At 70.4% G+C, this 17472-nt stretch carries 13 protein-coding genes and 1 pseudogene; 6 read left to right on the top strand and 8 right to left on the bottom strand.

Annotated features, from left to right (window positions below):
• Positions 1 to 11 precede the first annotated feature (11 nt).
• The 5 genes from PVE36_RS14835 to PVE36_RS14815 all read left to right on the top strand — a co-directional run bounded on the left by PVE36_RS14835 (position 12) and on the right by PVE36_RS14815 (position 5653).
• Positions 12 to 1649, top strand: a complete 1638-nt coding sequence (locus PVE36_RS14835; protein WP_277453418.1) for an AMP-binding protein — start codon at positions 12 to 14, stop codon at positions 1647 to 1649.
• A complete protein-coding gene (gene pcaF, locus PVE36_RS14830) occupies positions 1646 to 2845 on the top strand; it encodes a 3-oxoadipyl-CoA thiolase (RefSeq protein ID WP_277453417.1) in 1200 nt (399 codons plus the stop codon). Before PVE36_RS14835 ends, pcaF begins: the two co-directional genes overlap by 4 nt.
• A 2-nt stretch (positions 2846 to 2847) precedes the next feature.
• Positions 2848 to 3624 carry an enoyl-CoA hydratase-related protein gene (locus PVE36_RS14825; protein WP_277453415.1) on the top strand — a complete coding sequence of 259 codons (777 nt, stop codon included), beginning with the start codon at positions 2848 to 2850 and terminating at the stop codon, positions 3622 to 3624.
• A gap of 1 nt (position 3625) precedes the next feature.
• A complete protein-coding gene (locus PVE36_RS14820) occupies positions 3626 to 4501 on the top strand; it encodes a 3-hydroxyacyl-CoA dehydrogenase family protein (protein ID WP_277453414.1) in 876 nt (291 codons plus the stop codon).
• A gap of 69 nt (positions 4502 to 4570) precedes the next feature.
• The gene (locus PVE36_RS14815; RefSeq protein ID WP_277453413.1) at positions 4571 to 5653 is read left to right on the top strand and encodes an acyl-CoA dehydrogenase family protein; all 1083 of its coding nucleotides are present in this window, start codon (positions 4571 to 4573) and stop codon (positions 5651 to 5653) included.
• 88 nt (positions 5654 to 5741) lie between these two features.
• Here PVE36_RS14815 and PVE36_RS14810 read toward each other — a convergent pair whose 3' ends face one another.
• The 7 genes and pseudogenes from PVE36_RS14810 to PVE36_RS14780 all read right to left on the bottom strand — a co-directional run bounded on the left by PVE36_RS14810 (position 5742) and on the right by PVE36_RS14780 (position 15795).
• Positions 5742 to 7046, bottom strand: a complete 1305-nt coding sequence (locus tag PVE36_RS14810) for an OFA family MFS transporter (protein ID WP_277453412.1) — start codon at positions 7044 to 7046, stop codon at positions 5742 to 5744.
• A gap of 43 nt (positions 7047 to 7089) precedes the next feature.
• Positions 7090 to 8226: an NrfD/PsrC family molybdoenzyme membrane anchor subunit gene (nrfD, locus tag PVE36_RS14805; protein WP_277453410.1), complete on the bottom strand. Its 1137-nt coding sequence runs from the start codon at positions 8224 to 8226 to the stop codon at positions 7090 to 7092.
• Positions 8223 to 9335, bottom strand: coding sequence for a 4Fe-4S dicluster domain-containing protein (locus PVE36_RS14800; protein WP_277453408.1), 1113 nt, complete (start codon positions 9333 to 9335; stop codon positions 8223 to 8225). Before PVE36_RS14800 ends, nrfD begins: the two co-directional genes overlap by 4 nt.
• On the bottom strand, positions 9335 to 12697 hold the full coding sequence (gene fdh / locus PVE36_RS14795; protein ID WP_277453407.1) for a formate dehydrogenase: 3363 nt from the start codon (positions 12695 to 12697) through the stop codon (positions 9335 to 9337). The genes PVE36_RS14800 and fdh overlap by 1 nt, the downstream gene beginning before the upstream one ends.
• A 96-nt stretch (positions 12698 to 12793) precedes the next feature.
• Positions 12794 to 14355 (bottom strand): annotated as a pseudogene (locus tag PVE36_RS14790) (SDR family NAD(P)-dependent oxidoreductase).
• A gap of 74 nt (positions 14356 to 14429) precedes the next feature.
• Positions 14430 to 15197 (bottom strand): aldolase/citrate lyase family protein, encoded by a 768-nt coding sequence (locus PVE36_RS14785; protein ID WP_277453406.1) that lies wholly within the window; start codon positions 15195 to 15197, stop codon positions 14430 to 14432.
• A 127-nt stretch (positions 15198 to 15324) separates the two neighbouring features.
• The gene (locus tag PVE36_RS14780) at positions 15325 to 15795 is read right to left on the bottom strand and encodes a nucleoside deaminase (RefSeq protein ID WP_277453405.1); all 471 of its coding nucleotides are present in this window, start codon (positions 15793 to 15795) and stop codon (positions 15325 to 15327) included.
• 33 nt (positions 15796 to 15828) lie between these two features.
• On the opposite strand from PVE36_RS14780, the gene PVE36_RS14775 reads away from it, so the two are divergent.
• On the top strand, positions 15829 to 16500 hold the full coding sequence (locus tag PVE36_RS14775) for an HAD-IA family hydrolase (protein WP_277453404.1): 672 nt from the start codon (positions 15829 to 15831) through the stop codon (positions 16498 to 16500).
• Positions 16501 to 16516: 16 nt separating this feature from the next.
• Here the strand turns inward: PVE36_RS14775 and PVE36_RS14770 are convergent, their stop codons facing one another.
• Complete coding sequence (locus tag PVE36_RS14770) at positions 16517 to 17305, bottom strand: PIG-L family deacetylase (RefSeq protein ID WP_277453402.1); 789 nt, start codon at positions 17303 to 17305, stop codon at positions 16517 to 16519.
• Positions 17306 to 17472 lie beyond the last annotated feature (167 nt).

Below are 17472 nucleotides of genomic sequence, written 5' to 3'. Positions count from 1 at the left end.
GGCGACGACCAATGACGTTCGAGACCATCCTCACCCCGCAGCTCGTGGAGCAGTACACGAGCGCTGGCTACTGGATCGACCGCACCATCACCGACTACCTCGACGAGTGGGCCGAGCACACACCCGACAAGGTCGCCTTCATCGACCCCCGTCGTCAGATCACCTACGGCGAGCTACAAACCGAAGTCGACCATGTCGCCCTCGGGTTGTTGGAGCTCGGCATCTCGCCCGGTGACGTCATCTCCTTCCAGCTGCCTAACTGGATCGAGTGGGTCGTCCTGCACTACGCCGCGACCCGGGTCGGCGCGATCAGCAACCCACTCATCCCGATCTACCGCGCACGTGAGGTCGACTTCATGGTCGGCCTGGCCGAGTCCAAGATGATCGTCGTCCCCTCGACCTTCCGCGGCTTCGACCATGTCGACATGATCGACCAGCTACGGGGCGACTGGCCCGCGCTGGAGTCCGTGCTCGTCGTCGACGGGAAGCCCGGTCAGGGAACGTCGTCGTGGGAGGACTTCGTCGCCACCCCGTGGGGGGAGCGGCGTGACCGGGCCGAGCTGGCCGCCCTTCGCCCCGACCCCAACGACGTGACGCTGCTGATCTTCACCTCCGGGACGACCGGGGAGCCGAAAGGGGTCATGCACAGCCACAACACGGTGGTGGCCGCGAACGCCGCCCTGCCGGACCGGCTCGGGATCACCAGCGAGACGGTCTTCCACATGGCCTCCACGCTGGCCCACCTGACCGGCTTCCTCTACGGTGCCCGGCTGAACGTCCAGAACGGCGCGACCTGCGTCTTGCAGGACGTGTGGAACAACGAGGAGTTCGCCCGACTCGTCGAGAAGCACGGCATCTCCTACACCTCGGGGGCCACCCCCTTCCTCCACGACATGCTGGGCGCGCCCAACCTCGCTGATCACGACCTGTCGTCGTTGACGCGGTTCTGCTGCATGGGCGCCCCTATCCCCCGCGCCATCGTGCGCGAGGCGAAGGAGAAGCTGCCGAACACGGTCGTGCTCGGCGGTTGGGGCCAGACGGAGAACGGGTTGGTCACCCTGGGGATCCCCGGTGACCCGGAGGAGAAGATCATCGAGACCGACGGGTATCCGTGGCCGGGGATGGAGATCCGCACCGTCGATGCCGACGGCGCTCGGGTCATGCCCGGCGAGGAGGGACGCCTGCAGGTCCGTGGGCCCTTCCTCTTCATCGGGTACGCCAAGCGCATCGAGATGACGCGCGACCTCTTCGAGGACGGGTGGTTCGACACCGGAGACCTCGCCAAGATCGACGACGAGGGGTACGTGCGCCTCTCAGGACGCACCAAGGACGTGATCATCCGCGGCGGTGAGAACATACCGGTCGCCTACGTCGAGAACGTGCTCTACGAGAACCCAAAGCTCCAGTCGGTGGCCGTCATCGGCGTACCCGACCCTCGGCTGCAAGAGCGTGCGTGCGCGTGCGTCATGCTCAAGCCCGATGCCGGCGGCGAGTTCACCTTCGAGGAGATGACGGACTTCCTCGCAGCCAAAGGGGTGGCGAAGCAGTACTGGCCGGAGTCACTCCGTGTCCTGGATGCCTTCCCCACCACGCCGAGCGGCAAGATCCAGAAGTTCCACCTCCGTGATCAGGTCGGGAAGCAGACGTGACCACCGCCTATCTCGTGTCGGGCGTCCGAACCCCCTTCGGGCGGTACGGAGGGGCTCTGGCGCCCGTCCGGCCGGACGACCTCGCCGCGCACACCATCCGCAGCCTGGCTGACAGCCTGCCCCAGGTGGACTGGGCGGCGATCGACGACGTGCTGCTGGGCTGTGCCAACCAGGCGGGCGAGGACAACCGCAACGTCGCTCGCATGGCTGTGCTGCTATCCGGGCTCCCCGTCGAGGTGCCCGGCAGCACGATCAACCGGTTGTGCGGCTCCAGCCTCGATGCAGTGATGAGTGCGGCGCGCAGCGTCCGCGCCGGCGACGCCGACCTCGTCATCGCCGGAGGCGTCGAGTCCATGACGCGGGCCCCCTTCGTCATGCCCAAGGCGAGCGCGGCCTGGTCGCGCAACGCAGAGGTCCACGACACCACCATCGGCTGGCGCTTCGTCAACCCTCAGATGGAGGAGCAGTACGGCACCGACGGCATGCCGCAGACGGCCGAGAACCTGGCCCTCGAGCTTGGGATCTCGCGTGCCGACCAGGACGCCTTCGCGCTGCGGTCCCAGGAGCGGGCGGCCGCGGCGATCGCGAGCGGCCGGCTGGCCCGGGAGATCACCCCCGTGGAGGTGCCGCAGCGACGGGGTGAGCCGGTCGTCGTCGACGCCGACGAGCACCCACGCGACACGTCAATGGACAAGCTGTCCGGGCTGCGCCCGATCTTCAGTGGTGGCAGCGTCACCGCCGGCAACGCCTCTGGCGTCAACGACGGGGCCGCCGCCGTGCTCATCGCCTCCGAGGCCGCTGTGGAGAAGCACGGGCTGACCCCGCTGGCCCGTGTCACCGCGGGTGCCGCTGCCGGCGTCCCGCCCCGCACGATGGGGATCGGTCCGGTCCCGGCCACCAACCGCCTCCTCGAGCGCCACAACCTACAGGTCGGCGACCTCGACGTCATCGAGCTCAACGAGGCCTTCGCCGCGCAGTCGCTCGCGGTCCTGCGCGGCCTCGGCTTGCCCGACGACGCCGAGCACGTCAACCCCAACGGCGGCGCGATCGCACTCGGCCACCCGCTGGGAGCCAGCGGCGCCCGAATCGCCCTCACCGCAGCCCTCGAGCTCTCAGATCGCGGTGCCCGTCACGCCCTCGCCACCATGTGCGTCGGCGTCGGCCAGGGCATCTCCGTCCTCCTGGAAGGAGTCTGACCATGACCTACGAGACCCTGCTGGTCGAGGTCGTCGACCGGGTCGCCACCGTGACGATCAACCGACCCGACGTGCGCAACGCGGTCAGCGCGCAGGTGCAGGCCGACCTGCGCTCGTTCCTGACCGCGGCCCGTGACGACGACTCCATCGGCGCGGTCGTCTTCACCGGCGCCGGGGAGAAGGCCTTCGTCGCGGGGGCCGACATCGCCCAGCTCGCCGGATACACCCTGCACACGGGTCTCGCCTCGCAGATGCAGAAGCTCTACGACGAGGTCGAGGCCTTCGAGAAGCCGACGATCGCGGCCGTCAACGGCTACGCCCTCGGCGGTGGGTGCGAGCTGGCCATGGCCTGTGACATCCGCGTCGCATCCGAGACCGCACGCTTCGGGTTGCCGGAGACGAACCTGTCCGTGCTGCCCGGTGCCGGCGGCACCCAGCGGCTGGCCCGGCTCGTCGGCACCGGCCGGGCCATCGAGATGATCCTCACCGGCCGGATGGTCCCGGCGGACGAGGCGCTCTCCTTCGGCCTGGTGACCACCGTCGTGGCTCCGGACGAGTTGCTCGGCGCGGCTCGCGAGGTCGCCGACCAGGTCCTGGCCAAGGGCCCCCTCGCGGTGCGCCTGGCCAAGCTCGTCGTCCGCTCCGGGATGGACGCGGACCAGCACACCGGCCTGGTCGTCGAGCGTCTCGCGCAGGCGCTGCTCTACACCTCCGACGACAAGCGGGAGGGCACCGAAGCATTCCTCGCCAAGCGCCCTGCCGAGTTCACGGGGAGCTGAGATGGCTGACATCACGAAGGTCCTCGTCGTCGGCTCCGGCGCCATGGGCGCGCAGATTGCGATGGTCTGCTCCCTCGCCGGGCTAGAGGTCGCGGTGCAGGACGTCGCCGAAGCCTCGCTCGAGCGCGCGAGGGAGGAGCTCACCCAGCGGATGCAGCGCTCCGTCGACAAGGGCCGGATCACCGCCGAGGAGCGCGACGCCTCCTTCACCCGGATGCGCTTCGGTACTGACCTCGCAGAGGCGGCGAAGGGGGTCGACATCGCCATCGAGGCGGCCGTCGAGAAGATCGACGTCAAGCGCTCGCTCTTCGCCGATCTCGACCGGCTCACCCCGGAGCATGCGATCCTCGCCACGAACTCATCGAGCTTCGTCCCCTCGAAGATCGCCGACGCGACCACCCGGCCCGACCGGGTCGTGGGCATGCACTTCTTCAACCCAGCCCTAGTCATGAAGTGTGTCGAGGTGGTGAGGGGCCCGCAGACCTCCGACGAGACGGCCGCCATGACGGTGGCACTGGTCGAGCGACTCGGCAAGACGGCCGTAGTCGTCGACAAGGAGATCCCCGGATTCATCGCCAACCGGCTGCTCAACGCGGTGCGTGATGAGGCGATCCGGCTCCTCGAGGGTGGCTACGCGAGCGTCGAGTCGATCGACACTGCTGCGCGCACCGCTCTCGGATACCCGATGGGACCGTTCGAGCTGATGGACCTCACCGGGATCGACATCGGGTACCACACGAAGCAGGCCCGGTTCGAGGAGACCGGCCATCCCGCCGACGCCCCTTCCCGGAGCGTCGTCGACAAGGTCGAGCGCGGGGAGCTCGGCCGCAAGACCGGCAAGGGCTGGTACGACTACACGAACGAAGGGAACCACTGATGGACCTGGCACTGAACGAGGACCAGATCAGCTTTCCAGAGGCTGGCCCGTGAGTTCCTCGACAAGGAAGTGGTCCCCTACCGGACCGAGTGGGACCGCCGCGAGTCCGTGGACACGGCGATCATCCCCAAGATGGGCGAGATCGGCTTCTTCGGTCTGACGATCCCCGAGGAGTACGGCGGCCTCGGCGGCGACTACATCACGTACTGCTTGGGAATGGAGGAGCTCGGTCGTGCCGACTCCTCGGTCCGGGGGATCGTCTCGGTCTCGATGGGTCTTTTCGGCAAGATCCTGCTCGACCACGGCAGCGAGGAGCAGAAGCAGGAGTGGCTGCCCGGGATCGCCGACGGCACCAAGCTCGGCTGCTTCGGCCTCACCGAGCCCGACACCGGCTCCGACGCCGCCAACCTGAAGACGCGCGCCGTCCGTGATGGCGACGACTGGCTGATCACCGGGGGCAAGATCTTCATCACCAACGGCACGTGGGCGGACGTGTGCATGGTCTTCGCCCGCACCGGTGGACCCGGGCCGAAGGGGGTCTCGGCCTTCCTCGTGCCGACCGACGCCCCCGGCTTCACCAGCACCGAGATCAAGGGCAAGCTCGGGCTGCGGGGGCAGGCCACCGCCGAGCTGGCCTTCGACAAGGTCCGCGTCCCGGCCTCGGCGATGGTCGGCGAGGAGGGTGACGGCTTCGCCTTCGCCATGAAGTCACTCGACAAGGGTCGGGTATCCGTCGGTGCCGGCTGCACCGGGATCATCCAGGGCTGCCTGGAGGCCGTCGTGTCCTACTCGCAGGAACGCACCCAGTTCGGACGTCCGCTCGCGTCCTTCCAGATGATCCAGGACATGATCGCCGAGATCTCCATCGACGCCGATGCGGCACGCCTCCTGACCTGGCGGGCGGCCGACCTGATCGAGCGCGGCGAGCCCTTCGGCACCGAGGCGTCCAAGGCGAAGTACTTCGCCTCGGAAGCGGCCGTCAAGGCAGCCAACCTCGCCATCCAGGCCTTCGGCGGCTACGGCTACGTCGACGAGTACCCGGTGGCGAAGTACATGCGCGACGCCCGGGTGATGACGCTCTACGAAGGCACCTCCCAGATCCAAAAGCTGCTCATCGGCCGCGCCGAGACCGGCATCAGCGCCTTCGTCTGAGAAGAGCTGTCCACACCGCGGGGAGGGAGCGGACGAAGGGAAGGTGCGGGCCGGGCCTTCCCGCCGTCCGTGACCGGCGCGCGAGAGGTCAGCGCTGCGCCTTCGGCGGGCGCGCGATGATCGGGATGATCACGCCGACCAGCGCGATGATGCCCATCACCGTGAAGCCGAGCGTGTAGCGCCCTTCGGACCCGATCAGCCAGGAGATGAGCAGCGGGCCGACGATGCCACCGATGGACCACCCGATGAGCATCAGCCCGTAGATGCCGCCGGAGTGCTTCAGACCGAAGAAGTCGCCGGCCGTGGCCGGGAGGGTGCCGAAGGCGCCTCCGTAGCAGGTGTAGATGATGGCGGCCAGGATGTAGAAGAGCACCACGTTGCCGACGTGCGGGAGCGCGAGCAGCGCCAGGCCCTGCAGGCCCAGAATGCCGACGAAGGCCGGCCTGCGGCCGATCTTGTCCGAGGTCGCGGCCCAGGCGATCCGACCGGCGCCGTTGAACAGACCCATGATGCCGACGAGGGTCGCGGCCGCCGCGACGCTGAAGCCGGCGATGTTCGTCGCGGCATCGGCAGCGACCGAGATCAGCGAGATGCCCGCGGTGACCGAGACCGTGAGGATGAGGGTGAGCAGGTACCACTGCGGCGTGCTCAGGGCCTCCTGCTGGGTGAAGTCGCGAGCGGCCTTCTTGGCCGGCTCCTCCTTCTTCTTCGGGTCGTCCTGACCGTCGGCCGTGGCCGCACCGGGCGCGACGTAGTCCGCCGGCGGGTTCTTGAAGACGGAGGCGCCGAGGAGCCCGAAAACCAGGTACGCGCCACCGAGCCAGAGGAAGGCCTTGGTCGGCTCGGCCTGGTAGCCCTCCATGCCGGAGATGAGCCGGTTCATCATCGGCGAGGTGATCACGGCGCCGAAGCCGAACCCGCCGACGGCGACGCCGGTGATCAGGCCACGCTTGTCCGGGAACCACTTCTGCAGCATCGCGATCGGCACGATGTAGGCGAGGCCGAGGCCGAAGCCGCCGAGCACGCCGTAACCGAGGATGAGCAGCCACAAGTCGGAGGTGTCACGCGCGAAGCCGGCGAGGATGATGCCGATCGAGTAGAGGACCACACCGGAGAGTGCGACGACGCGCGGGCCCTTGCGGTCCTGGATCCGACCGCCGAGGAAGGTCCCGAGGAAGAGCATCCCGATGGCCACCTCGAAGGGGATGGCCGTCTGCACCTTCGTCAGGTCGAAGGCCGACTGCTCATCGTTCAGGGCCCGGCCCATTGTGCTCCACGCGTACACGGCGCCGATCGTCAGCTGGACGAGGACACCACCCGCGAGGATGATCCAGCGGTTGCCGGCTCTGCTGGACGTGGACTCGGACTCGTGCGTGGTTCCGACCGTACTCATGGGACCTCCCACTGCTCGGGTGCTGCGACCTGGGTGTGCGGACCTACCTGACCGTGACGGCGCTGTCGTGGACGACGCCCTGGCTGCGGCGCTCCTCCAGCCGGGCCTTCTGCAGCCGGACCGTGTACTGGGGGTCCTTGGCGGACTCGATGCCCGCCTCGACGATGCCGGCCCGGGTCAGGGCGGACGCGGTGGTCAGCGCGGCACCCGCGGCGAGTGCCGCGAGGCGGCTGCGTCCGGCCAGCAGGGTCCCCACGCCACCGGCGATGGTCAGGGCCCTGGCCAGCCGCAGCTTGCCAGCGCCCGTGCCGGCGGTGAGCGGCTCGTCGATGTTCAGCTGCGCGAGGTGCTCCTCGAGCTGGTGCATCGCCACCAGCTCGGTGCCCACGCCGATCAGCGCGAGCCTGCGGGCGGGGCCGGCGTGGCCGGCCGGGGCGAGCAGCATCTGCACACCGCCGGAGGCGAGGGCGGCGGAGCCGACGAAGACGAAGGGCAGCTGCCGCCGGCTCTCGTGCCACACCGGGTGCGCGGTGTCGGACAGCAGCACCGAGGTGTAGGCCGCCAGGGGCGCGCCCAGCAGGGCCTGGCCGATCGTGGCGGGGGCGGTCACCGGGGCGAGGACCCGCGCGAGGGAGCGAAGGGGGCCGCGCGCCGGCAGCATGCCGAGCACCTCGGTCGCGGTGGTCACCCCGGCGAAGGCCGAGTAGCCGGACAGGATCCACGTGCCGACCGACATCGGGGAGGTCAGCTTGACCGTGCGCAGCATGTTGAGGAAGCGCTCCGGCCGGCCGAGGTCGGCGACGAGCGCCACCCCACTCAGGCCGACGGTGGCCATCGAGGTCAGCCGCGAGTTGCGGCGCAGCAGCTCGTTGCCGGTGGCCGCCGCGCCCGCGGCGATGATGCCCGACGTGCCGGCGATGCCACCGACGAAGAGGTAGGCGGAGATCCGGTGGTCCCACGGCACCGGCTTGACGACCGGCTGCCCGTAGTAGCTGGAGAACTCGGCGTCGGGCACGGCCGGCGCCTCGCGCTGGCCCCCGCCCTCGCGATTCATCCAGCTGCGGCGGGCCCCCTTCGCCACCTCAGTGGCACCGCTGACGGCGCCACGCACGCCCGAGGCGCGCCGGCGCCGTCGTCCGGTCTCCGGGGGGCGATAGCTGTCGAAGGGGGAGGTGGTCACGACTTGCTCCCGATGAAGGCGAGAGCGGCCGCGCCCAGGAGGCCGAGGCCGGCGACTCCCGCGGTGCGGAACATCTCGGGCAGCTTCGCGGTCGGGACGACCGGGTCCGGTGGCAGGCCGTAGACCTCCGGCTCGTCGAGCAGGAGGAAGACCGAGCCGGTCCCGCCGACGCCGTCGTCCTCGTTGGCCCCGTACAGTCGGGCCTCGGTGAAGCCCTGCTCGTGCAGCTGGACCACCCGCTCCTTCGCCGAGGCGACCATGTCCTCGTGCGTGCCGAACTTGATCGAGGTCGTCGGACAGGTCTGCGCGCAGGCGGGTGTCTGGTCGTGCGCGAGGCGGTCGTAGCAGAGCGTGCACTTCTGGGCGACGCCGACGTTGGGCACGTGGTCGTCCGCCCGCACGCTGACGCTGTCGTCGGTGCGTCGCTCGATGACGCCGAAGGGGCACGCCCCGACGCAGTAGCCGCAGCCGTTGCAGATGTCGTCCTGGACGACGACGGTGCCGTGCTCGGAGCGGAAGAGCGAGCCGGTGGGGCAGACGTCGAGGCAGCCCGCGTGGGTGCAGTGCTTGCACACGTCGGAGGACATCAGCCAACGGAACTCCGGCACCGGGCCGACGATCGGGACACCGTCCACGGTGAGCCCGTAGTCCCCGGTGCCGCCGGCCTCGACGTTCGCCTTCTCGTCGAGCATGTCCGACAGCGCGGGGCCGTGCCCCTCGATCGGTGCCGGCAGGGTGCCGTACCCCGCCGGCTGCGCGCCGGAGGGCCCGGGCGCAGGCTCGGGTGTCCCGATGCTCGGCATCCCCAGGTCGACGAGACGCTTGCCGGACTCGCGGGCGGCCTCGATGCGGTCCTGGCTCTGCTCCACGAAGGCGACGTGGCGCCACGTGCTCGCGCCGAGATCACCGGTGTTGTCGTAGGAGTTGCCGCTGATGGTCAGACCGTCGAGCGGGATGCCGTTCCACTCCTTGCACGCCACCTCGCAGGCCTTGCAGCCGATGCAGATCGAGGTGTCGGTGAAGAAGCCCTTGCGACTGGGCGCGTCCTGCCACCCGGCGTCCTCCGCCGGGTTGGTCCGCCCGGCGAGCTGGCGCTCGAGGTAACCCATCACTGGTCTCCTTCCATGGGGTCCTGATGCCTGGCGGCGGCACGGCGCTCGCGGATCTCGTCGGAGACCTCGTTGACGCGCTCGTTGCTCGTCTCGACGGTCGTGCCCGCCCGTGACTGGTACTCCGCGACGAGTCGCAGCAGGTCCTCCCCGCGTGGCCGGCGGCCGGGCCGGATGTCGCAGGACCCGACCTTCGACTCCTGGATCTGCACGTTGGGGTCGAGCACGACACCGAGCAGGTCGTTGGCGCCGTCGCCCTCGACGACGGCGTCACGGCCGACGCCCCAGTGGTAGGGCAGACCGATCTGGTGGACGGTGCGGCCCTTGATCGTCAGCGGTCTCATCCGCTCGGTCACGAGCACCCGCGCCTCGATCGCGCTGCGCGCGGAGATGATCGTCGCCCACTCGCCGTTGACCAGGCCCTGCTGCTCCGCCAGCTCGGGCGAGACCTCGCAGAACATCTCCGGCTGCAGCTCCGACAGGTAGGGCAGCCAGCGACTCATGCCGCCGGCGGTGTGGTGCTCGGTCAACCGGTAGGTGGTGAAGACGAAGGGGTAGACCTCCGCCCCGGGAGCGTTGCCGGAGGGGCTCCACAGGTTGTCCTTGCGCGGGTAGACCAGACGGCTCGGATTGCTCTGCTGGGTGTAGAGCGGGTTGGCGACGGGTGACTCCTGCGCCTCGTAGTGCGTCGGGAGCGGCCCGTCGACCATGCCCTTGGGCGCGAAGAGCCAGCCCTTGCCGTCGGACTGCATGATGAAGGGGTCGTCACCGGCCAGTGCTCCCGGACCGCTGTCGTCCGGGCCGGGACGGAAGGACGGTGCCCGGTCGACGGGGAAGTCGGGGACGTCCTTGCCGACCCACTTCCCTTCCGCCTCGTCCCACCAGATGTACTTCTTCCGCTCGCTCCACGGCTTGCCCTCGGGGTCGGCGGAGGCGCGGTTGTACAGGATCCGCCGGTTCATCGGCCAGGCCCAGCCCCACTCCTTGGCGACCTCGTCCTGCTCCTGTGCCGGCACGCGGTTGGCCGACTTGTTGACCCCGCCGGCGTAGACGCCGGTGTAGATCCAGCACCCACCAGCGGTGGAACCGTCGGGCCTCATGTCGGCGAACTTGTCGAGCAGCTGCCCGGCCTTCTCCCCGGTGAGGTGGTAGCCGTTGATCTCCTTCAGGACGGCCTCGGCGTCGGTCTCCCCGTGCTCGTCCCTGGGGTAGTCCCAGGTGAGGTCGAGCAGCGGACGGTCGCGCTCGTCGGTCGACCCGGCGAGACGATCGCGGATGCGCAACCCGAGCTCGTGGAAGAAGGCCAGCTCGCTCTGCGCGTCACCCGGCGGCTGCACCGCCTGGTGGTGCCACTGGAGCATGCGCTGGGTCTGGGTGAAGGTCCCCGACTTCTCCACGTGCGTGGCCGCGGGGAAGAAGAAGACCTCGGTGTCGATGTCCTCCGTCCGCAGCTCACCGGTGGCGATCTCGGGGGAGTCCTTCCAGAAGGTCGCCGACTCGAGCAGCTGGAAGTCGCGGACGACGACCCACTTCAGGTGGGTCATCGCCATCCGCTGCATCTTGCCGTGGGCGGACCCGACGGCGGGGTTCTGCCCGACGACGAAGTAGCCCTCGACCTCGTCGTCGAGCATCGCCATGACCGACTGGTAGGTCCCGTGGGCGCCCGTCAGCCGAGGCAGGTAGTCGTAGCAGAAGTCGTTCTCCGGCTGCGCGGCGTCGCCCCACCACGCCTTGAGCAGGCTCGTCGTGTAGCTGTCGGCCTCGGTCCAGAAGCCCTTCTGCTCTGGTTTGGCGATGCTGGCCAGGTAGTTCTCGAAGGTGTCGTGCTGACCGACCATCGGCATCGGCAGGTATCCCGGCAGGATGTTGAAGAGGGTCGGGATGTCGGTCGAGCCCTGGATGCTCGCGTGCCCACGCAGGGCCATGATCCCGCCACCCGGGCGACCCACGTTGCCCATGAGCAGCTGGAGGATCGCGGCGGTGCGGATGAACTGCGCGCCGAGGCTGTGCTGGGTCCAGCCCAGCGCGTAGGCGAAGCACGTCGTGCGCTCACGGCCGGAGTTGGTGGTCAGTGCGTCGGCGATCTCGTGGAACTGCTCCACCGGGACGCCGCAGACGTCCGCGACCATCTCCGGCGTGTAGCGCTGGTAGTGCCGCTTGAGCAGCTGGAAGACCGTACGCGGGTGCTGCAGGGTCTCGTCACGTGTGACGGAGCCGTTCTCCAGCGTCGGCCCCGCACCGCCGTGCTGGTCACCGGCTGCCCGCGATGCCTTCGTCCCGCCGTGCTCGGAGTCGGGTCCACCGACCTTGTCGTCGGGGTCGGACTCGCTCGGCGGCTCCGATCCCTCTTCGTAGCCCCACGAGGTCATGTCGTACTTGCCGGTCTCCGGGTCGTACCCGGAGAAGACGCCGTCGAGGTCCTCGGTGTCGCGGAAGTCCTCGCTGACGAGGGTCGCGGCGTTGGTGTAGCTGACGACGTAGTCGTGGAAGTACAGGTCCTTGCTCAGGACGTGGTTGATCAGCGCACCGAGCAGGACGACGTCCGTGCCCGCCCGGATGGCGGCGTGCGTGTCCGCGATCGCCGACGTGCGGGTGAACCGGGGGTCGACGTGGATGACCCGCGCCCCCCGGGCCTTGGCCTCGGAGACCCACTGGAAGCCCACCGGGTGGCACTCGGCCATGTTGGAGCCCTGGATGATGATGCAGTCCGAGTTGGCCATGTCCTGCAGGTACTGCGTGGCGCCGCCTCGGCCGAACGAGGATCCCAGACTGGGAACCGTTGCGCTGTGTCAAATGCGGGCCTGGTTCTCGATCTGGATCGCCCCGGAAGCCGTGAACAGCTTCTTCATGAGGTAGTTCTCCTCGTTGTCGAGGGTGGCTCCCCCGAGCGAGGCGATCCCCATGGTCCGACGCAGGCGTCGTCCCTTGTCGTCGAACTCCTGCCACTTGTTGGCGCGGGCCTCGAGGTACCGGTCGGCGACCATGTCGATCGCCTCGTCCCGGTCCATCCGCTGCCACTCCGTGGCACCCGGTGCCCGGTAGAGCACGTGCGTCTGGCGGGTGGGCGAGTTGACGAGCTGCTCGCTGGCGGCGCCCTTGGGGCAGAGCCGCCCTCGGCTCACCGGGGAGTCCGGGTCGCCCTCGATCTGCACGACCTTCTCGTCCTTGACGAAGACCCGCTGCCCGCAGCCGACGGCGCAGTAGGGGCACACGCTCTGCACGACGCGGTCGGCGGTCGTGGTGCGCGCCTCGACCTCACGGGTCCGGCGCGAGGTGACCGCGCTGCCGCGGCCGAGGAAGTCTCCGGAGGCCAGCTGCCGCAGCACCGGCCAGCCCAAGAACGTCGAATCCTTCGGGGCCATGGCCACCGCTCCCTTCGTCCGCCGGTGTGACTGTCCTCACCGTAGCCTTCTTTGTTCCCCGTTGTGGGCGGGACCAAACAATACCGTTGTGCCGCCTCACCAGGGGTGCGGCTCGTAGTCCTTGAGGAAGACGCCGTGCAGGTCCTCGCCGCGCTCGCCGCGCACGATCGGGTCGTAGACGCGTGCGGCTCCGTCAACGAGGTCCAGCGGTGCGTGCCAGCCCTCCTCGGCGATCGCCAGCTTCTCGTGGTGGGGTCGCTCGTCGGTGATCCAGCCGGTGTCGACGGCCGTCATGAGGATCCGGTCGGTCGTGAACATCTCGCCCGCGGAGGTCCGGGTGAGCATGTTGAGCGAGGCCTTGGCCATGTTGGTGTGCGGGTGGCCGGCGCCCTTGTAGCGGCGGGAGAACTGTCCCTCCATCGCCGAGACGTTGACGACGTAGGCCCGGGCGGTGTCCCCGTGGGCGAGCTGCTCCCGCCGCCGCTCGACGGCCGCTCGCATCGCCACGCGCAGCCGCGAGACGAGGAGGAAGGGGGCGACCGAGTTGCACATCTGCACCTCGAGCAGCTCGAGCGGGTCGACCTCGTCGACGGTCTGCTTCCACGAGTTGGTCGTGACGACGTCCGGGAGCAGCCCGCCGGCGTCGACGGCGGTGCCGGCCCGATGCGCCTCGAGGCTGGCATTCCCCGCGCTCAGCGCGAGCCGGGTCATGTCCGCCGCCGTGACGGTGCCCTCACTGCCCTCGGTGCCCTCCGAGTGGGCGACGGCGTGCTCGGCGAGGGTGCCGACGAGCTGGGCGGGGTGGGCCTCGCTCACCCGGTCGAAGGAGAGCATCGTCGGCGTCGGCCCATCGCTCGGCAGCGGCTGCGACTCGCCCTCGACGAGGTGAGAGTACGCGCCGGGGGAGCGGCGCACCGTCTGGCAGGCGTTGTTGATCAGGATGTCGAGCGGCCCTGCGGCAGCGACCTCGTCGGCCAGGGCGACCACCTGGGTCGGGTCACGCAGGTCGATTCCGACGATGGTCAGCCGCTCGATCCACTCGGGGGAGTCGGCGAGCTCCGCGAACCGCCGCGCCGCGTCCCGAGGGAAGCGGGTCGTGATCGTCAGGTCCGCGCCGTCGCGCAGCAGGCGCAGGGCGATGTACATCCCGATCTTGGCGCGACCGCCGGTGAGCAGCGCGCGGCGTCCGCGCAGGTCGGTGCCCTGGCCGCGTCGGGCGTGGCTCGTGACGGCGCAGTCCGGGCACAGCCAGTGGTAGAAGCTGTCGACGAGGGTGTACTTCCCGTGGCAGACGTAGCAGCCGCGGGGGATCTGCAGCTCACCCGCGAAGCGGTGCTCGCCGGCCACGGACGAGGTGAGGGGGACCCCTTCGTCTCGTCGTCGATGCGCATCGGCGAGCCGGTCGCCGTCGCCTCGAGCACCGCCGTGTCGTGGGCGACCTTCGGCGCCCGCTCGGCCCGGCGTGCCTCGCGTCGGCGGGCCTTGCGCACCCGGTTGTACATCGTCCCCGCCGCGCGCTTGACCGTGGCGACGTCCTCGTGGCCCGCGGGCAGCTCGTGGAGCATCCCGAGGACGCGAAGGGTGGTGGCCAGGTCGTCGGGGTCGACACCCGGCCGGTCCGTGGGTTCGGTCACGGGGGACGAGCGTAGACGGCCCATCGGCCCCTCGCTGCCGCCGGGTCGATGTATTCGGGCGTGCCTGAAGGCGCCGGAATACATCGACCCAGCCGGGGTCAGGTCAGGTCGAGCACCCGCTCGGCGCCCAGGGCGACGAGCGCGATGTCAGTCGTGACGGCGACGCGGTCGATGCCCAGGGCACGCAGCGCGGGGACCCGTGCGGGGTCGCCGGCGAAGGCCGCGACGTCGCTGCCGTTGCGCCGGGCCGCGGCGAGGATGCGGGGCACCGGGCCGGTCGGGGAGTCGTCGGCGAGCAGCTCGTCGACGCTCACCCCCAGCGAGAGCGACAGGTCGACGGGACCGAGGAAGAGCAGCCCCACCCCGTCGAGCGCGGCGATCTCCTCGACCGCCTCGAGCGCGCCGGCCGTCTCGATCATCACCGCGCACTGCACGTGGGCGTTCGCCCGCTCGGCGTCCGGGGCGTAGCCGTCCCACATCGGGGTGAGCGGACCCCAGCTGCGCTCGCCGAGCGGCGGGTAGAAGGTCGCGCGGACCCCTGACCGGGCGTCGTCGAGCGAGGTCACCGAGGGGATGACCACGCCGGCGGCCCCGGCGTCGAGCGAGGCGCCGATCCACGAGTGGTCGACCCCGGGGACGCGCACGACGAAGTTGGCCCCGACGTCACCGAGCGCACGGCCGAGGTCGACCAGTGCGGAGCGGTCGACGGCGCCGTGCTGGGCGTCGAGCGCGAGCCAGTCGAAGCCCGACCGGGCCAGCCGGCGGGCCAGGTCCACGTCGCTGCCCATGAGCCACAGGCCGCGCGAGGCCGGCCCGATGGCCGGCCGGGGTGATGGCTCCGGTGCGGACGAGGATGTGGCGTACATGCGTGACCTCCCGTGTCGAGCCCAACTCTAGACAGGTGGCCCCTCGCCACCGTCGGGTCGATGTATTCGGGTGCGTCAGGACGCGCCTGAATACATCGACCCAGCGAGTGAGAGAGTCGCCGACGCGTCAAACCCGGCGGGCGTGCAGCGCGCGCACCTGCCGGGCGAGCTCCTCGTCCGGGCCGTCGACGACGGCGCCCGGGACGATCGTCGTGATCGGGATCGTCGCGACCGGGGAGGGCGGCAGGTCCAGCTCGCCCGCCCACTGCGCCAGCTGCGCGGAGCTGCTCGCGAAGACGATGCGCCCCAGGCCGACCCAGCCGTGGGCGGCGGCGCACATCGGGCAGTGCTCGCCGGAGGTGTAGACGGTGGCCGCCGCGCGCTCCTGCGGCGACAGGTGCTGCGCCGCCCACCGGGCGATGGCGAACTCGGGGTGCTGGGTGTGGTCGCCACCCGAGACCCGGTTGCGGTCCTCGAGGCGCACGGTGCCGTCGGCAGTGACCAGGAGGGAGCCGAAGGGCTCGTCGTGGTCGTCGAGCGCCTCCTCCGCCAGCTCCACGGCCCGCAGCAGGTGACGTCGGTCGGTCGGGTCGATCATGGGGACATCGTCGCAGTGACGGACACTGGGCGCATGACCTCCTCTGCCGTGCTCGAGCGCACCTTCGACGCCGTGATCTTCGACAACGACGGCACGCTCGTCGACTCCAGCGCCTCCGTCGAGCGCTCGTGGGTGCGCTGGGCGCGCGAGCACGGGATCGACCCGGAGCGGTTGCGCGGCTTCCACGGGATGCCGGCGGCAGCGATCATCGAGCAGATCGGCCCGCACCTCGACGCGCGGGACGCGCTCGCGCGGATCGAGGAGCTCGAGATCGCCGACGTCACCGGCATCGTGGCGCTGCCCGGCGTCCTGGAGGCGATCGCGGTGCTGTCCGGGGCCGAGCCCCCCGCCCCCTTCGCCATCGCCACCTCCGCGACGCGGGCGCTCGCGGAGATCCGCCTCGCGGCAGCGGGGATCGACGTGCCCGCCGGCTTCGTGACCGTCGACGACGTCGAGCGGGGCAAGCCGCACCCGGACCCGTTCCTGCTCGCCGCCGAGCGCCTGGGTGTCGACCCCGCGCGCGCACTGGTGTGCGAGGACGCGCCGAGCGGGATCGATGCCGCCAGGGCGGCCGGGTGCGCCGTGCTCGCCGTGACGACGACAGCCCCGGTCAGCGAGCTGGCCGGGGCCGACCTGGTGGTCGCGTCCCTCGCGGACGTCGCCTTCGCCGCCGTGGACGGTCGGGTCAGGGTGGGCCTGCGCTGAGCCTGCGGACCGGGGCTCAGACGAAGGGGAGGTCGCTCGCCATCCCCGGTGGTCGCCCCGGCTCCGCGTAGTGCTCGGTGCCGAAGGCCGCAGCGTACACCTCCGGCGGCATGGCCAGCATCTGCTGCACGTCGACCTGGGAGGCGTGGCAGGTGAGGGCGGCCCGCTTGTCCGCGATCACCTCGGTGACGTCGACCGCGTGGTGGATCTCGCTCTGCGGCAGTCCGATCAGGTTGCCGTCGTCCATCGGCTCGTCCGCGTCGAGTCCCGGGTCGATCCCCGTCTCCCGGGCGGCCGCGAGCTGCTCGCGCAGGCGGTCCCGGTTCATCGTGCTCTCCAGGACGCGGGGGCGGCGGGCGGCCAGCTCCGCGGCGCGGTGGGCGACGTGGTGGACCTTCACGTGGTCGGGGTGGCCGTAGCCGCCGTGCCAGTCGTAGCCGACGAGGATGTCCGCGTCCTCCTCGTCGAGGACCGCCGCGACCCGCCCGGCGGCCTCGTCGAGGTCGGCCCCGTGGAAGGAGGCCGCGTGGGCGTTCTGGTCCCACCCGCTCATCCCCGAGTCGCTGTAGCCGAGCCACTCCACCCGGGCCGCGCCGGTGATCCGGGCCGAGGCCATCGCCTCGGCGCGGCGGTGGTCGGCGAGGGACCCCCCTTCGGCCAGGTCCGGTGGCACGGTGCCGTGCTCGCCGAAGGTCGCGTAGACGAGGACGACGCGGTGCCCGGCCCGGGAGGTCAGGATCATCGACCCGGCCGTGCCGCTCGCCTCGTCGTCGGGGTGGGCGTGCAGGAAGACAGTGGTGGCCACGCGGGCGATTGTGCCGTGTGCGAAGGGGGGATGCCTCCCCTGTCCCGTGGTTCCCGCGACCGGGCGTTCCGCATACCGGACCCGCGGTGCGGGTCCGAGAGTAGGTGAGGCTACCCTTACAACTGCTTTCCCCGGGGTGTCGATCCGTACGCCCGCTCTCTGTCGAA

Origin of the sequence: Janibacter sp. DB-40 (assembly GCF_029510815.1) — a bacterium.
GTDB lineage: Bacteria > Actinomycetota > Actinomycetes > Actinomycetales > Dermatophilaceae > Janibacter.
Note: the sequence above shows the minus strand (reverse complement) of the source record. Positions and strands in the feature narration are given on the sequence as shown.